This window comes from Ruegeria sp. G12 (genome assembly GCF_056533565.1).
Genome location: NZ_JBQFOO010000002.1, coordinates 512,507 through 526,516, shown reverse-complemented (window position 1 = coordinate 526,516; position 14,010 = coordinate 512,507). Strand labels below are relative to the sequence as shown.

Sequence of the window (14,010 nt, the reverse complement as noted above, 5' to 3'; positions counted from 1 at the left end):
AGACGGCTGGATGGAACTGCTCGCATCCATTTTTTTTCTTTAATTTTCAATATCTTGATATATTTTGATATGAAAATACGCTGTCGTTTGAAAAATTAAGTTTTAACACAGTAATCGGACGCCAAAATCACAAATGAAGTGATGTAAGAAGCCCGGAAGTCCCATATTTCGATATCAACACGTTGTTTTATAATGAAAACTCAATCGGTCCAGCTGTTTTTTTGTGTTTGAATGGGTATCTTACTATCGTCATCCAAGTATCTTTCTTCCGCGACCCGAACTAACTTCGAACATCACTTCTCGGTTTCAGAGGCGTCATCTTCATTGCTCTCAAATGGCTCCAAATCGATTCCTACTTTATTGGCAAGTGCGTGGATGCGTTGCAGATCGACTTCGGAACGAACGCTTTCAATCACCTCCACAAAGTGACCTCTTTGCTCGTCGGTGACCTTGGCAAGCGCAGACTTCAACGACCTAGAATGCCTCTCCACAAAATTCACCCCTTGTTCGCGCGCGGATGCGATGGCCGGTGTGGCAAAATTTCTCACTTTTACATCGTCCGATGACTTGGAATAAATCTTGTCGACAAGTTCCGGAAATCTGGCTTGCACGTATCCGAAGGTTTCTTTGTTTGTGGAAACGTTGGTCATACGGTCCGCGATTGCCTTAGGCATTGCAGCTCGTGCCCTAGGAGGGATCGGATCCAAGAGTTTCTCAGACAGATTTGGCCGCATACCCAGCTTAGTTTGCCCAGACATCAACTCAACCATCAGATCAGAAAACGGCTCTTGGAACCTATGCGCGGGTAGCTTGAAGTCTCTCAGGGTGGCCTCAACCGACAATATCGTAAGTACAACACTGTCGGATGTTAGGTGGGTTTTCCAGTTCTCGTCCGAAACTTCCGTAAGGGCCTTTTCAACGGCGGTGTGAAAAAGCTTCCAGCCGTTTTCTTCGCGATTGGCCGTATCCTGCAAAAGTGCAATAGGTATCGAACTAAGATCTAGGTTCTCCAAATGGTCATCTCGAACAATCCCACCTGTTTTTTTGAGAGCTTGGGCGGTCCTATCTCCAAATGTGTCATGTATTTGATCGTAGTGGCTAAGCAGTGTGGTCAAGGGCAATGGATACAGGTCATCCCTCTCGCCCAAGCGCTCAAAAACAGAGGAGTAGATTTCTTGGCTCGGTGAAGTCTCGGCGGCCAAACCAATCCAACGCGACACCATGTTCTGGCGAATAACATGAGAAGCCAGTTGATCGATCGCTTTCTCCGACAACTCGACGGAACCAGTCAATACTTGACTAAACCACTGTCGTGCTGGGTGAAGGTTTCCAAAAGGTTGTTGGTTCGTGTTTCCGCCGACTTCAAATTTCGCCGTTTTAAGGTCCTGCAACGTCAACCATACCGCTGCGGCCAAGGCTTCATCCGCTTCATCTGATTGTTTTGTTGCGTTTGCATGCCATGCAAGAGTGCCGTTGTTAGAAAGTGTTCCAAGCAACTCATTAGCTTTCTTGTGACCTGAAACTGCTCCATAGGTAGCAATGAAATTTTCAGCACGAGCGGCGAAATAGCCTTCTTCACCCCCGAATGTTTGGCCCGTTAGCTGATCGTGCTGGTGTTGCAGTAGCGCCAAAAGGTCAGACGCATTCAATGACTTTGCCGACTTCAGCTGTTTGAAAACATAGTGAAAAGTTAGGGGTTCGTCTGACCAGATCTTTTTGAGCGGTTCTAAGAATGCCTTCGAAGAAATAGAATGCTTGAACTGTGAGAACGGCAGGCCAATTTCGTCACAATCATAGGCAACACCGAGTACAAACTGTACATTTTGAGGCAACCGCAACGCATTGAGCAACGGTTGGGCAAACGCTTCAACCCGTCCATCGGGGTCGTTGATCAGCATACCGAGTGACTTGACCCAAATCTTGCCATCGTCGAAAGTCGCTTCCTTCGGGTCAAAGCAGTTCTTCGTCCATTCCGCCAGCCGAAGTGACACAGAGGATCGTTTTTCATTTGGGCATAGATCAATTATCGAACGGAGGCATTCCATGTCCTCGGGCTTCTCAATCTTGACGGGCCTCAAACCATCTAGACCCGATAGAAAGAGGGTCAGCACATGCGAAAAAGTCTGATCATCCAAAGAAATTGAATTCAGGTTTTTGGCGACTTGGGAATATGTGGCGGCAGCCTCTTTTGCCCAGGTTGACGCCTGCGTTTCCACAATACCAATCAGTACTTGCGGGAAACCGGGAGCTTCCGCAAGGGCTTGAATTTGCTCCGGATCCTTGTCCAATAGGGCCGCAGATAATGGGCCTTCCAGAAGAACTTGGTACGCCAATTCGGGTTCAACGTTATAGGCAATCGCTGCCAAATGACGATGCAAGTCCACATCATCGCAGTTCACCAAAAATGGCGCGAGCATCTCTGACAGTTCATTTAGCGATTGTGGTTTGCGTTCGATATCGTTTCGGAAGACCTGAAAAAGCGCGATGGTGTCGAGAGGTATTTTCCCCTCCCATTGAGCAAATATTCCCGAAATTCCATTTACGAAGGAAATGACTTGCCGTGGAGTGACTGGGCGACCTTGCCTCTGAGTTGACCGTTGGAAGATCTTTACAACATTATAAATTGTTTGAGCGTTACTGTAGTTGGGCAAACCTTTTCGGAGTATCCCTTCGACGTGCTCAGACACATTTGACGCAACTGGAGGTGAAACCCGGAATATTTCGTCAAATGTTTTTCGAAACAAATCTTTCTCTGATGAGCCGTTTTGACCTCCATCAGATATTGCTGAAAATACGTGCTCACGGTCATAAGGAACGATAGCGGTACAGGCGCGTTGGTCTTTGTTTGGGGTTGTGGGATCGCCGGCAAATACAGCGCGGATATCAGCCCAAGCATTGGATATACTATGTTTTGGAAGGCGATCTATGTTGTCGAAGACGATGACGATACGATCTCCGCCGGACTGTAGAACATCCAGTGTATCCCGAAATGTCGCTTCAAACTCGTACTCGTTGGGGTCAGCTTCGCGGATATTTTGCGTCGTGGTTTCATTTTCTTGTTGTTTGGTAAACAGCGACGCAGACATGGACAAGGCTTCGACAAACTTGACCTTTTCGTTCCGCGCGCGAAGCCAAACTCGCACAAGGAACGCAAAATAAAGTCCTAAAACGAGTAGAATTGCCAGAAACCAGGCCGGTACGCAAAGTCCAAAAACTGAGAATGATAGAGGCGAACCGTTGGATGGGTTGACTGAGAAGGGGCTGAGCCAAGCCAACGCCAAAGGAAGCATCGGAGCGAGAAGAATAAATAGAACCCCGAACCAATCAAGCCGCCTGAAAGAGTTTGTCTTAGTTTCAACAGTGCGGTCTCGGACTTTGTCGAGTTGTTCATCAAGTTGAGCTAAGCGCTTCTTGTCCTCAGAAAACTCACGTTTCCCCCAGTCGATCAATTTCTCAAGAAACGTACGACGGAATGGGCTGGTTTGGTTGCTCCACATGTCAAAAGTGAAGAACAAGAACCTGTCGTTCTCTTTCTCAGATAACTCCTTAGAGGCGAGCTGGACTACAGTCGATTTCCCCGCGCCCCAATCGCCTTCTAACCCTATCGACCGATCACTGTTGTCGAACTCCAAAATAGTTCGTGCAAGTTGAGACGCTGTGCGAAGGTGTCCTTTTCCTTCGAAGCTGTCTTCTGGGGCTGGGTGATCAACTATTATTTGGCGTTCAAAAACACTTTGGAGGCTCATGTTTACTTCCGAAAATCACTTCTTCTTCTTAACGCCAACGTGAACTTATCCTTATGAAAGAACAAGCATAAAAAGCTATGAATGATTGCGGTGAAGCTTCGCGGGAATAGTTTGGTATTCACCGTTCCTGCGAGCCAATTGGCAACTACCGGCACAACCAATGAGCTTTGTGAGGTGAACTGATCACTAACAGAGCTGATTGACATATTGGCTCGGGCGCTTCCCAGATACTAGGTTGTGAAAAGTTGCAATTTTCTGAGCCGATTGCACTTGTACGCCGCAAATTAATTCCCTATTTTCAACTCAGGCTTGAGCCCGAGCCTCCCCCCTCCGACGGGACAGCATTCAGCATGCAGGGTATGAGCTAGAGATTTTTCTGTTCGAGCACTCACATAAGGAGGGATTGTGTTTATAGCTCGCAATAGGAGAACCTCAGATGAATCTATCTGCGCCTATCTATGAATTGAAACGTAAGGCAAAACAGATTCGACGTGAGACTGGCGTGCCGCACAACCAAGCGTTGGATCAAATTGCAAAGAACGAGGGTTTCGAAAGTTGGAGCCTTCTTATACGCAAATACGAAGACCAACATTCTAGATCGCCTCATGTGCCAAGTTCTGGTTATCAAATAGAGAGCTTGCCGTTCAGCGCCGAATACCGGGCAGAAGCCATAGAGCTTGCGAATTCGACGTTTGAGTTGGTCATCGAGCGGATTGAACCAGACCATCCGAAATTGACTAGGCAACTCTGGGACGCCGAAGATTACGTAGACAATCACCACCTGTCGGAAGACATGTTACCTATTGATAGCGAGTATGCGCTATCACTTATTGAGGCGTTTCTTGTGCATTATGTGATTGACTTGGCGGTTAAAGCTGATCGCATGTCAGAAGCACAGTGATGTATATTACTCAGTGGGGGGCGCGAGCTCCCCATTCTCAAAAAATTCTTAGTGGGTAGAAAAATTAGTGCTTTGAGCCAATGCCTAGCGGCGGCTCAGTTACGCGCATGGCGTTTCAATTCGCTTTGGGAAGTTTCGGCTTCAGCCTCCCAATCCACTGCGGTCATCACTGGAACCAGCATTAGACCCGAAGCTTGACCAAGCCACTTTTTTTGATGGTTTTTGGCCTCTTCCTGCGCGGCCATGACCTTAAAAAGTCGGTCGAAAGCTTTCGCAGCATGTTCAGATTCAGCTTTCGTGACGTCGGATTGGGCCATGTAGTCTTCGAACGCTCGCTTAAGCTGGTCCAACGTATCACATTCGCTGAAGCGGACTGGCCTGATACGCTTGGATTTTTCGTTGAATAGAATGCGCGCAGCATCGGCATCGCCACCTTGCGCCCGCAATAATAACGCGTCGTTAACTCTGGCTTCTTGTTCGGGCGTCACTGCAACTGTCTCCTGTTTTAATAGGGTCATTTTACGACGGCTTCACAATCGCCGCACTGAGCAAAAGTCAGTCATCCCGCTTAATGGATAGTCAAAAAAAATCTTATTTTTCATGGGTTTGAGGTTCATTTTTTATTACAATGTTCGCAAGCAAAGCAAAGGGTATGATCATGACAAACGCGGTGCCGGAAGGGCTGGATTTTGACGAAAAACAGATGCGTTTTGACCTAAACCACGCACTAGGATTCAACAGAACTTTCGGCGCTTTTCGCTTGTACGGTACTCCGGACGAAGGAGGGGCTCCGCTGTCCAAACCTCTCTACGGTCGCAAGTACTATTCATTTGATGACTTCAAAGTTGCGTTGGCGGATATGCAAGACAATTGCTTTAAATGGAGTGCAGCCGGTCCTAACATTCAGGTAGGACATGCGTTCGTATACGTGATGGATGGGAGAGGGCAGCAACCCAAGTTTCACGCCCACCTGTGGAAGCCGGAAATGCCCGACAGGTTTATCAAGATTGATTATTCACGCATGCACGATGGAAAAGACCCTTACGAACCATCTGCGTTGGCTGCACTGCTAAATCAGAGTAGAGCTTCGAAAGTTTCCACGATAGCCAAAGCTGCATACGAGATGACCGGTAACCGGATTTCTGATTTGCATCCATCGGTGAACGGATATGGCAAAGACATTCACCTAATGATGTTTCGGAACACTCTGATTAGGCTGATGCACACAAATCCGATGGTTATCTTTGAACGAGGTGAAGATCCCCGAGGATATGATACGAAGATTGAGCATTTAGGAATTTACGACAGCGGTTGTGAACGCCAGCGTTGCACGTTAACGGACTCCGTCGGGCGACTACTGGAAAATGATTGTTTTCTAAGCAAGTGGGCAGTGTTTTTCGGGGAATACAACGCCGAGGCTCTAGCATAAGCTGTTGCTGGCGTATCAATCTTAAGAAGATTTTTTTTCTGGACGGTCTGTCTAAGTTGTGCTGAATGCGAATTCTGCACCATGCCGAATTTGCGGCCCCAGCATACAACAACAAAGCTGAAAGAACCAATGCCAGTCCTAGACTTTAAAGAAATCCCCGAAGCCCACATCGCCAGCGGATTGCAAGATACATTCGAATTGTTCGCACGTGATTTCCTTGTTTTCATGGGATTTCGGATCATTTCTGCGCCGGATCGAGGGGCAGATGGAGGAAAGGACATAATCGCCGAAGAAACCCGAGTTGGTGTCGGCGGTGAAACAACTATTAAGTGGCTAGTCAGCTGTAAGCATAAGGCATCAACTGGGAAATCTGTGAGCCCAACCGATGAGACCAACATCATGGATCGGGTGATTTCAAATAAATGCGATGCTTTTCTTGGTTTTTACTCGACGTTGCCGAGTTCAGGTCTAAACACTGTCTTAGAAGGGATGAATTTTGAGCAAACGGTGTATGACCGAGAGCGGATTGAGTCTCAGTTGTTACATTCAAGCAAAGGGCTGCAAATCGCTGAGCGATATTTCCCAAGGTCTTTGGAGTCTTGGAAGACTAACAACCCACAGCCAGCGCAATTGTTCGCTGACCAAGCCAGCTTAAACTGCCACGTGTGCAATAAAGATCTTTTGGATCACGGTAGTGATGGAATTGTTACGCTTTGGCAAACCATGAAAAATGGAGATTATTCAAAACCAGATGTCTTTGAGAGCGTTTGTTGGACATGCCGCGGACATTGCGACCAAGTGCTGAGGAAGCAAAAGCACAAGGAAGACTTAATCGATAGTTGGGAAGATATTTCTGACATCAAGATCCCAACGGTGTTTCTAAAGTGGGTAATTTCCGTACTTAATGATCAACGAACCGGTGTGGCCTACTCTGACGAGGCGTTTGAATCGCTAAAGCAATTGCTTTTGACTGTATTTCCTCACGTAGCACGGGATCTTTCAACAAAAGAGAAGGAACGCATGAGCGCGTTGGTTCAAATTCCTGCTCACTTCGGTGGCATGGGTTTTTAGTCTGAAGTTTTGCTTAAGAAACTGCTGTTAACCGACGGAAAGCCGTAGTGTTCCCCTGCAACGAGACCGCGACGCCCTGAGTAGTCAAGCCGTGGATCTTGAGGGGAACACGCGACATAGCAATCTTGGTCCTCAAAAACTGTTCAAGTATAAATTGAAACCTCCCGATCTTTGCTACCCCCACCCCCCACCTATATGGGGGGTCATTCCAGAGACCAATCCGCGTCATCTGCATCACCCCAGTCATATGCTGTTACATTCATATGTCGGAGAAACGCTGCGCGAGCGGTTCGCAGAGCAGGGATAGTGATCACTCGATGTGTCTGCGCGGAGTCGCCGTTCACTGTCATGGTGCGATTGCGCCCAGGGATCAAAACAATTGGCTTCAACACGCGAGCAGGCTGTGGCGCGCTGGATCCGATGCGAACGTTAAAGTTCCTAAAATGCTCGGCGAGGGCCTTTGTTCGAACTTCCCACGCATCCCCGACGTATCGGGAACAAGGTGGAAGAACACCGTTTTCCAACAAGTCCCTAAGTACTTGGTCCACGCCGTACACAGATTCAAGTTTCTGATCATCCCGACCTTGGGTGTGAGGGATTACACCCGGCTTGAAGTAAGAAATGTCGCGAGTCTGCAGAGCGTGCATAAACGCTTCCATCTCATGTGGATATCGCTGCCGAAATGCCCCCCAGTAGTCCCAGTCGTTTGCAAACCTAGGGGAGACTGTCAAAACGAACATACGGCGGTCATGACGGGCGATGTGGGCGACTTGCGATGCATTTGATGTCATGAATACCCTCGCGCAATTCCGCGCCTCAACGGCGGCAATCCCTTTTGCGTTGTATGTCATGGTTTTGTTAGTGATCAGCGCCTTAACCTTGCTTTCCACAGCGCGGTCATTTGGAGCGACAGCTTCTTCGAAGTGCAGCAGTACTTTCTCTTTGGCGCTGTTGTTGAACTGGCCGACCATTGTGCTCGCATCTGCAGTTGTGGCGCAGTACCTCTCACCGAGTAACTCGCGCAGAATATCCATAAAAGTGGATTTTCCTGTGCCTTGTTCCTCGCTCTGCAAGATGATCGCCGTTCCGGGTAACTGCATGGGTTTCTGGACCATGTGGGCAAGGTAGTTCATCAGGTAATCGGCAGCTTGATCATTGCGAGCGCAAATCACTTCATGGATCAGGTGGTGTATTGCTGGCCACTCTCCCTTGACTGGCGTCGTCATCCACCCACTAAAAGTGTTTAAGATTCTGCCGGTGTCCGTCTCTATGGTCCGGTCCAAAGTGTCATAGCGCATCTCTTGCTTCACGTAACGACGGGCTTTTTCGGAGTTGCACCACTCGAAGGCCGCTGGCCGTAGCTTTGGCATCCCTTTGGTTGCATCCCAACCGCACAGCATTTCGTCGTAAGATTTCGCCTGACAGAATTGCGCAATGCGCCAACTCCCTTGAGACCCGCTGAAGGGGTCAAAAGCATTCTCAAAAACCATAGGAGTGCCGCCATGGTTTTCGACTATGTAGTAGTTATCGTTGTACCATTTGGTGCGTGCTTGCCGATTTATTTTGGCCTCTTTTGCAACCATCTCGTTGATGAAGTCATCTAGGATCGAAACATTGGTTTTATCCAACCGAGAGGCTTGCATTCTTGCGTCCATGAGTTTCGCACCAAAGTCGTCGTCTGTGTCCTTCAAGTCGTCTTGCAAGTCGTTGGCCCGTTCTGGGCGCATGTATAGAAAGTAGGGGGCAAAGGTGCTGGCTTCGGACTTGTTCATCAAAGCTTGAGAGACCAGCATTGCGGCGCGGTTCTCCACCATTCGTTTTACGAACAGAGTTTGATCCCAAAGCTCTGCAAGAGAGGCTTTCTTAGGCTTGGCGTCGGCCACTACTAAATCGCGTCGAGACTGCTCTGTTTTGGCAAGAGCCTTTTGCCACTCCGAGGTCCACAGTCGAGCGAACTTTTCGGCGCGGCATTCTCCGCTGGCAGATGGTTCGGCAAGTTGAACAAGGCCACTCCTCCACAGAACGCGATAAACGGTGTTTTCATCTGTGCAAAACTGAGCGGCAGTGTTTGTGACAGCCGTCATAACGTCTGACCAACCATTCCGCAGGTATCGGCCGGTTCGGAAAGCCGGACCGTGAATGCTGCCGCCAATAATCGCCTGAAGACGGGATTCAGTGCAGTGGGCTAGTGTGATGGCGTCAATAGAAGGCACCGGCGCAGGTACAGAGCTGGATCGAAAGGCACTCAGCGTTTGTCTGGTTTCCTCGCTAATATCGGCCAAACTATTGGTGCCGAGGCAATCCCCAGTCAAAATCAGTGTGTGCCGCAGCAAGAGGTCGATGTTGTATTTGGAGTGTCGGGCTTTATGCGTTGCTCTTTCTTCTTCGGTCAGCTGCGAGGCTCTGCCCAAATAGTGAAGTCCATTCCCGGACATTGAAGTTTCGCAATAGGTAATTTCAGACAGGGCTAATTTGATCTTTGCCCGGATGTTTATCGCCTCTTCTCGATGCTCATCGGCGACTTTGTGGAGCGGGTCGACATCGAAACAAACGAAATCGTTTCCGAACCCAAGTATTAAGGCCAAGTTCAGCGAAGGCTCTATCCGGATAACTTCAAGAGCCTCGTCAAACGAGCAGTGATGATCGGCGTTGTTCCAACTGCCCGGCAGAACTTTACCGTCAGAGACACGACAGGGTTTCTTGGTGCCAGCGTGCGAGACCATCCACCATTTACCTTCCCGCATTTCCGTTGGGATTTTGGCGAAGCGGGACGTAACTTCGGTCGCCTGCGGCAAAACACTGGACGCGTCAAAAACGGAGTCGAGCTTGGTCATTTTGATCTCTTCTGAGTGCAAAAATTGGTGAATTGTCTGACATGCGTCTGCTTGGTTCGCGTGTCAGACAATACTGCCTTGTATTTGTTGGGGATTTCGAAAGAGACCCGCTGATCAATTGTCAGGGGGTCGAGTTCAAAGCGCTGGCGTGGGCTTTTTTCAGAACGTCCATTGCTTCATTCACAAACTTACCGTCCGCCTGATTGCGAAGCACAGAAAGCCCCTTTGCATCGTAACCTTTCACCACCGCCGCCTGTTCGACGCTGGTACTGTGAGCTTCTGCCGCTTGTTCGATCTCACGGATCAGCGTTCGCGCAAATATTTGGTGTTCCCGCGCCTGACGAAGGCTTTCTTTTTCTATGCGAAAGTTTTCGGACTTGGCTGGCAACATGCGCGCATTGCCGGGGTGCCTAAGGTTGGTTTCAGTGTGGGCGAAGAGAACAGTGCCATCTGCGCTGACAAGGCGTATCTCTTTGCGCATTTTATCTGAAATAACGGGTGGCAGGCGTTCATAATCACTGACCATCACGTCTTTCGGGTTCATCGGTGTTCCTGCTATCGGACGGGCAAAGAAACGTTGACCTGCTTGGTCAAGTTCGACTGCGCGATGCAAGACCCGAGCGAAATGTGGAAGCCTGTTGAGAAACTCCGTAATTTCTCGTTCGCAACGTTTGCGATCCTTTATCCATGTTGCATGTTCGGCTTTCTGTCGTTCGTCGCGTTCAGCAACAACCAACTTGTCTCGATATTCAACCAAGGCCTCTTTGGCACGGGCTAGTCGTTTCAGTTGAAATTCCGCGCTTACAACTTTTTGCCGAGCAGCTTCTACGTCGTCTCCCAAGATGGCTGGGTTTGATGCACTCGCCTCGAACGTTGCTTGTTCAGCCTTGATATTGGGAATCTCGTGCTGAACGCGCTCAATTAGCTGCGTTACCTGAGAACTGGATTTTGTGTGTTTCCCGTTGAGGACGTCTGCGATCTCTTTGTCCAAAATACTCATGACCGCGCCGCCTCTTCCAAAGAGTCGATCCAGCCGACAATGTCCGAGTAGCGCCAAGCCACCGTGTTCGCACTAGTTTTGAGGGGCTTGGGGAATATTCCCAGTCGAATTTGTGCGTAGAAGGTCGAAATGGATAGGCCGGTCATGTCGGCCACCTCTTTCGCCCGCAATAGCTTATGTTGTGTCATGTCTTACGCCCTTGGCTGTGTTGCATGACCAAATTACGGCGAGTCGTTGCGCAGAAATATTCCCCAAAAAGCAGTGAAAAAATCGTTTGAAATCAAATTATTGCAAAGATGAGGTGTAACTTTTTTGTTTCTGGTCGCCGTTCCGAGCGCAGTAAGTCACAGTCGTTCAACGATTTTCTTGATTGCCGCATCTGTTGGAACAAACTGCCTACGAACGACGGTCTGGCCCTCCCATACTGTGCAGAGAACCGTATGTGTAATTTCCTGAACAATCTTGGCGGCCGTCGACTTTGGTAGACCAATATCGTGAATGGTTTTTCTGATAAGGTACGTCAGCATCTCGTTGCCAACAGTGGCGGGGCGTCCATGTCGGCATATGGGCTTTCTAACCCGCCGAAACTGCTGCTGTAGTTTGCCATGTACTGAAGGCACATATGCTCGACTTCGGCGCAGGATACCAAACAGGTGTTCAGTGAAGGTATTGATATCGGCATGATCGCCCGATGCCACAATAAGTCTTTCTAGCAGGTGTGATTGTTTGAAAAGTGGCTCTTCAACAAAGTATGGGAAGTACTGATGCGGGTTGTCTATGGAGTGAATTGCAGCATCAATTTCTAGTAACGCTGCTACTGCAGGCGAGGCTACTGGCCGTGTCGGGTCAAAACCAATCATGTTCAATTTCGCGGCGGCTAAAAGGTCCGCGTCGTCAGCGTTCAGCAATCTTTTAAAACGTTCATCCTCAGCATCAAGGAGGCGTGAAGTTTCCTCTATGACCGCATTCGCTGCAGGCAGCTCCGATCCTTCTTGCTTGCCGACTACTTCTGCAAAAATTTTAGCGCCTTGGCGTACAGAGTAGTCCCGCCTGAACATTGCAAACCATAAAAGTAGTGCTCGTCTTGCCTTGTTTCTGGCTTCGGGCGTGCTCCGCTTCAAGACGCGATCCTCACCACGTCCGCGGTTTTCTGTGTTACGAGCGCGGCCCATTTATCGAGTACTTTGGCTCGTTGTGGTAATTGGCTAGACATATTGTAGACCCGCGCGACCGCTGATGCCGCCGATCCTGTGGCTGAGTGGTTGAGTACTCTGTCCACTACACCTTCGTTGGCCCCTGACTCTGCCATCACAGTTGCAAACGAGGTGCGGAAATCGTGAAACCGCCATGGTTCAAGTTTTGGCAGCAGCTTGTCGAGTTCCCTTTTCATTTTGCTGAACCCAGAGACCGGGCTGTTGCCAGTAGTCGTAAACAGCAGGTCCCATTTACCTTGCTTGGGTAACTCCGCAAGCGATGCCTCTGACAAGTGGACGATGTGAGCACGACCAGACTTTGTTCGGGCTGCCGGTAGTGTGAAGCGCTGCTTTTCTAGTTCGATCTCAGACCAACGCAAATGAGAAATGTCCGAGCGGCGTTGAGCGGTCAGGATGAGCAAGCGGACTATCGGTGTCCACAGGGGGCTGAGGAACTCGGCGGCGTCATAGATCGCGCGAATTTCGTCCAATGTCAGAACCCGGTCGCGTGGCTTTTCACGCACTGCGTTCGACAGACCTGCACCGATGTTCTCGTCCGTGTAAGATCTCTGCCACGCGAACTTGCCGAACGCGCTCAATGCAGCCTTGTATCGGTTTGCGTGAATCGGCGCATGGGCTGCGGTCGCGTCAATGAAAGCCTGCATATCGCGCCGGGTCAGTTTGGAAATCGGTTTGGTCGCCTGGTCAGCCAATGCTGCCTGCAACTGGCGGTAACGCTCAGCGCCAGATTTCAGGTTGTCGAGATGAAGCGTCTTGTAGGCCTCCAAAACTGTGGCGACCGTGGTCTTACGGATTTGTTCGGCTTTGCGGTCTACGCCTTCCATGGCCTCTTTCTCAAGAGCGATAGCTTTCTCTCGTGCCTCGGACAGGGTTATGGCAGGAAAACGGCCAAGGGTGTGGCTGCGCAAGGGTCCGCCACGAATGCGCTTTTCAAATACCCATGTTTTGATCCCGGTTGGGGTTATTCGAACGCGAAGACCGACCCGCAGGCTGTCCGATACGTCATAGCGTTTGTCCCGTGCCTTGAGCGCAGCAACCGAGCGATCCGTCAATCTGACACGTTCAACCATATCCAAACCCTTTCAAATTGGCCGACCTACTTCCGGTCTGGCCTCTTCATCCGTAGGGCGACGAGGATCTGTGCATCAACAAGAAATAAGATCACTTTTCTTGGTCTGAAATCATCATTTCAAATCAGCATGTTGAGGCTTGACTGAACATTGCCCGGCACGTGGCGGGGTCAGTCTCTCAATCCAGATAAGGCCAGCCTCTCATTTCATCCTGTCAGACATATGGCAGACAATTTCACAAATCACGCGTCGCATTCGCATGTAAAGAATGATAACGCCTCGCAATGCGGCTGGCACCGTTAATGGAATGAAATCAATCTCTTAGATGTAACGCATCGCAATGGCTCGCACGCCCCTGCAACACCCTTGCTACTTGATTTGTAATCAGTAGGTCCGCGGTTCGAGTCCGTGTGGGGGCACCATTTTTCAGCAAATACAGTGAAACGCTCCTAGGCAGGCGCAACCTTTGCGCCTCCAAGGCGGAGGCGTTTGATTGAACAATGATCGATCTCGTGCGGCAGCAAACCCGCTTGTGAGGTACCTCAAATTAACCGTCTCTTCTCTGCTGAAACGCATTGTCTTCATTACCTTGTCGCTTTAGGGGTTTCTCAGGCCCGACGGCGGGTCAAAGCGCTTTGCCCGCGTGGTGGAATGGTAGACACAGGAGACTTAAAATCTCCAGGCGGAAACGCCGTGCCGGTTCGAGTCCGGCCGCGGGTACCAAGTTTTTAGGCGCATGGTTGGA

General features: G+C 49.6%; 10 protein-coding genes and 2 tRNA genes. 5 read left to right on the top strand and 7 right to left on the bottom strand.

Translation table 11 applies throughout. The features are described 5' to 3' along the window. Nucleotides 1-293 precede the first annotated feature (293 nt). Nucleotides 294-3,746, bottom strand: a complete 3,453-nt coding sequence (locus tag ACR0JN_RS06420) for a P-loop NTPase fold protein (RefSeq protein ID WP_480884806.1) — start codon at nucleotides 3,744-3,746, stop codon at nucleotides 294-296. 436 nt (nucleotides 3,747-4,182) lie between these two features. On the opposite strand from ACR0JN_RS06420, the gene ACR0JN_RS06415 reads away from it, so the two are divergent. Beyond that, nucleotides 4,183-4,647 carry a hypothetical protein gene (locus ACR0JN_RS06415; protein WP_480884805.1) on the top strand — a complete coding sequence of 155 codons (465 nt, stop codon included), beginning with the start codon at nucleotides 4,183-4,185 and terminating at the stop codon, nucleotides 4,645-4,647. 95 nt (nucleotides 4,648-4,742) lie between these two features. Here the strand turns inward: ACR0JN_RS06415 and ACR0JN_RS06410 are convergent, their stop codons facing one another. Next, nucleotides 4,743-5,165 carry a hypothetical protein gene (locus ACR0JN_RS06410; RefSeq protein ID WP_480884804.1) on the bottom strand — a complete coding sequence of 141 codons (423 nt, stop codon included), beginning with the start codon at nucleotides 5,163-5,165 and terminating at the stop codon, nucleotides 4,743-4,745. 140 nt (nucleotides 5,166-5,305) lie between these two features. On the opposite strand from ACR0JN_RS06410, the gene ACR0JN_RS06405 reads away from it, so the two are divergent. Next, a complete protein-coding gene (locus ACR0JN_RS06405) occupies nucleotides 5,306-6,076 on the top strand; it encodes a hypothetical protein (RefSeq protein ID WP_480884803.1) in 771 nt (256 codons plus the stop codon). 129 nt (nucleotides 6,077-6,205) lie between these two features. Next, nucleotides 6,206-7,147, top strand: coding sequence for a restriction endonuclease (locus ACR0JN_RS06400; RefSeq protein WP_480884802.1), 942 nt, complete (start codon nucleotides 6,206-6,208; stop codon nucleotides 7,145-7,147). A 203-nt stretch (nucleotides 7,148-7,350) separates the two neighbouring features. On the opposite strand, the gene ACR0JN_RS06395 is transcribed toward ACR0JN_RS06400, so the two are convergent. The 5 genes from ACR0JN_RS06395 to ACR0JN_RS06375 all read right to left on the bottom strand — a co-directional run bounded on the left by ACR0JN_RS06395 (nucleotide 7,351) and on the right by ACR0JN_RS06375 (nucleotide 13,265). Further along, entirely contained in the window at nucleotides 7,351-9,981 is a 2,631-nt protein-coding gene (locus tag ACR0JN_RS06395; RefSeq protein ID WP_480884801.1) for a primase-helicase family protein, read from the bottom strand. 121 nt (nucleotides 9,982-10,102) lie between these two features. Continuing rightward, nucleotides 10,103-10,981, bottom strand: a complete 879-nt coding sequence (locus ACR0JN_RS06390) for a hypothetical protein (protein ID WP_480884800.1) — start codon at nucleotides 10,979-10,981, stop codon at nucleotides 10,103-10,105. Further along, nucleotides 10,978-11,169 carry a helix-turn-helix transcriptional regulator gene (locus ACR0JN_RS06385; RefSeq protein ID WP_480884798.1) on the bottom strand — a complete coding sequence of 64 codons (192 nt, stop codon included), beginning with the start codon at nucleotides 11,167-11,169 and terminating at the stop codon, nucleotides 10,978-10,980. Before ACR0JN_RS06385 ends, ACR0JN_RS06390 begins: the two co-directional genes overlap by 4 nt. A gap of 156 nt (nucleotides 11,170-11,325) precedes the next feature. Beyond that, nucleotides 11,326-12,102, bottom strand: a complete 777-nt coding sequence (locus ACR0JN_RS06380; protein WP_480884797.1) for a hypothetical protein — start codon at nucleotides 12,100-12,102, stop codon at nucleotides 11,326-11,328. Next, on the bottom strand, nucleotides 12,099-13,265 hold the full coding sequence (locus tag ACR0JN_RS06375) for a tyrosine-type recombinase/integrase (RefSeq protein ID WP_480884796.1): 1,167 nt from the start codon (nucleotides 13,263-13,265) through the stop codon (nucleotides 12,099-12,101). The genes ACR0JN_RS06380 and ACR0JN_RS06375 overlap by 4 nt, the downstream gene beginning before the upstream one ends. 351 nt (nucleotides 13,266-13,616) lie before the next feature. Here ACR0JN_RS06375 and ACR0JN_RS06370 point away from each other — a divergent pair. Then, nucleotides 13,617-13,687: transfer RNA gene (locus ACR0JN_RS06370), tRNA-OTHER, on the top strand. Between the two features lie 215 nt (nucleotides 13,688-13,902). Then, nucleotides 13,903-13,988 (top strand) — tRNA-Leu (locus ACR0JN_RS06365). Nucleotides 13,989-14,010 lie beyond the last annotated feature (22 nt).

Excerpts from the sequence above, each read along its gene's own strand:
- ACR0JN_RS06420 (WP_480884806.1), bottom strand. The coding sequence starts at position 3,746 with ATGAGCCTCCAAAGTGTTTTTGAACGCCAAATAATAGTTGATCACCCA.
- ACR0JN_RS06415 (WP_480884805.1), top strand. The coding sequence starts at position 4,183 with ATGAATCTATCTGCGCCTATCTATGAATTGAAACGTAAGGCAAAACAG.
- ACR0JN_RS06410 (WP_480884804.1), bottom strand. The coding sequence starts at position 5,165 with ATGACCCTATTAAAACAGGAGACAGTTGCAGTGACGCCCGAACAAGAA.
- ACR0JN_RS06405 (WP_480884803.1), top strand. The coding sequence starts at position 5,306 with ATGACAAACGCGGTGCCGGAAGGGCTGGATTTTGACGAAAAACAGATG.
- ACR0JN_RS06400 (WP_480884802.1), top strand. The coding sequence starts at position 6,206 with ATGCCAGTCCTAGACTTTAAAGAAATCCCCGAAGCCCACATCGCCAGC.
- ACR0JN_RS06395 (WP_480884801.1), bottom strand. The coding sequence starts at position 9,981 with ATGACCAAGCTCGACTCCGTTTTTGACGCGTCCAGTGTTTTGCCGCAG.
- ACR0JN_RS06390 (WP_480884800.1), bottom strand. The coding sequence starts at position 10,981 with ATGAGTATTTTGGACAAAGAGATCGCAGACGTCCTCAACGGGAAACAC.
- ACR0JN_RS06385 (WP_480884798.1), bottom strand. The coding sequence starts at position 11,169 with ATGACACAACATAAGCTATTGCGGGCGAAAGAGGTGGCCGACATGACC.
- ACR0JN_RS06375 (WP_480884796.1), bottom strand. The coding sequence starts at position 13,265 with ATGGTTGAACGTGTCAGATTGACGGATCGCTCGGTTGCTGCGCTCAAG.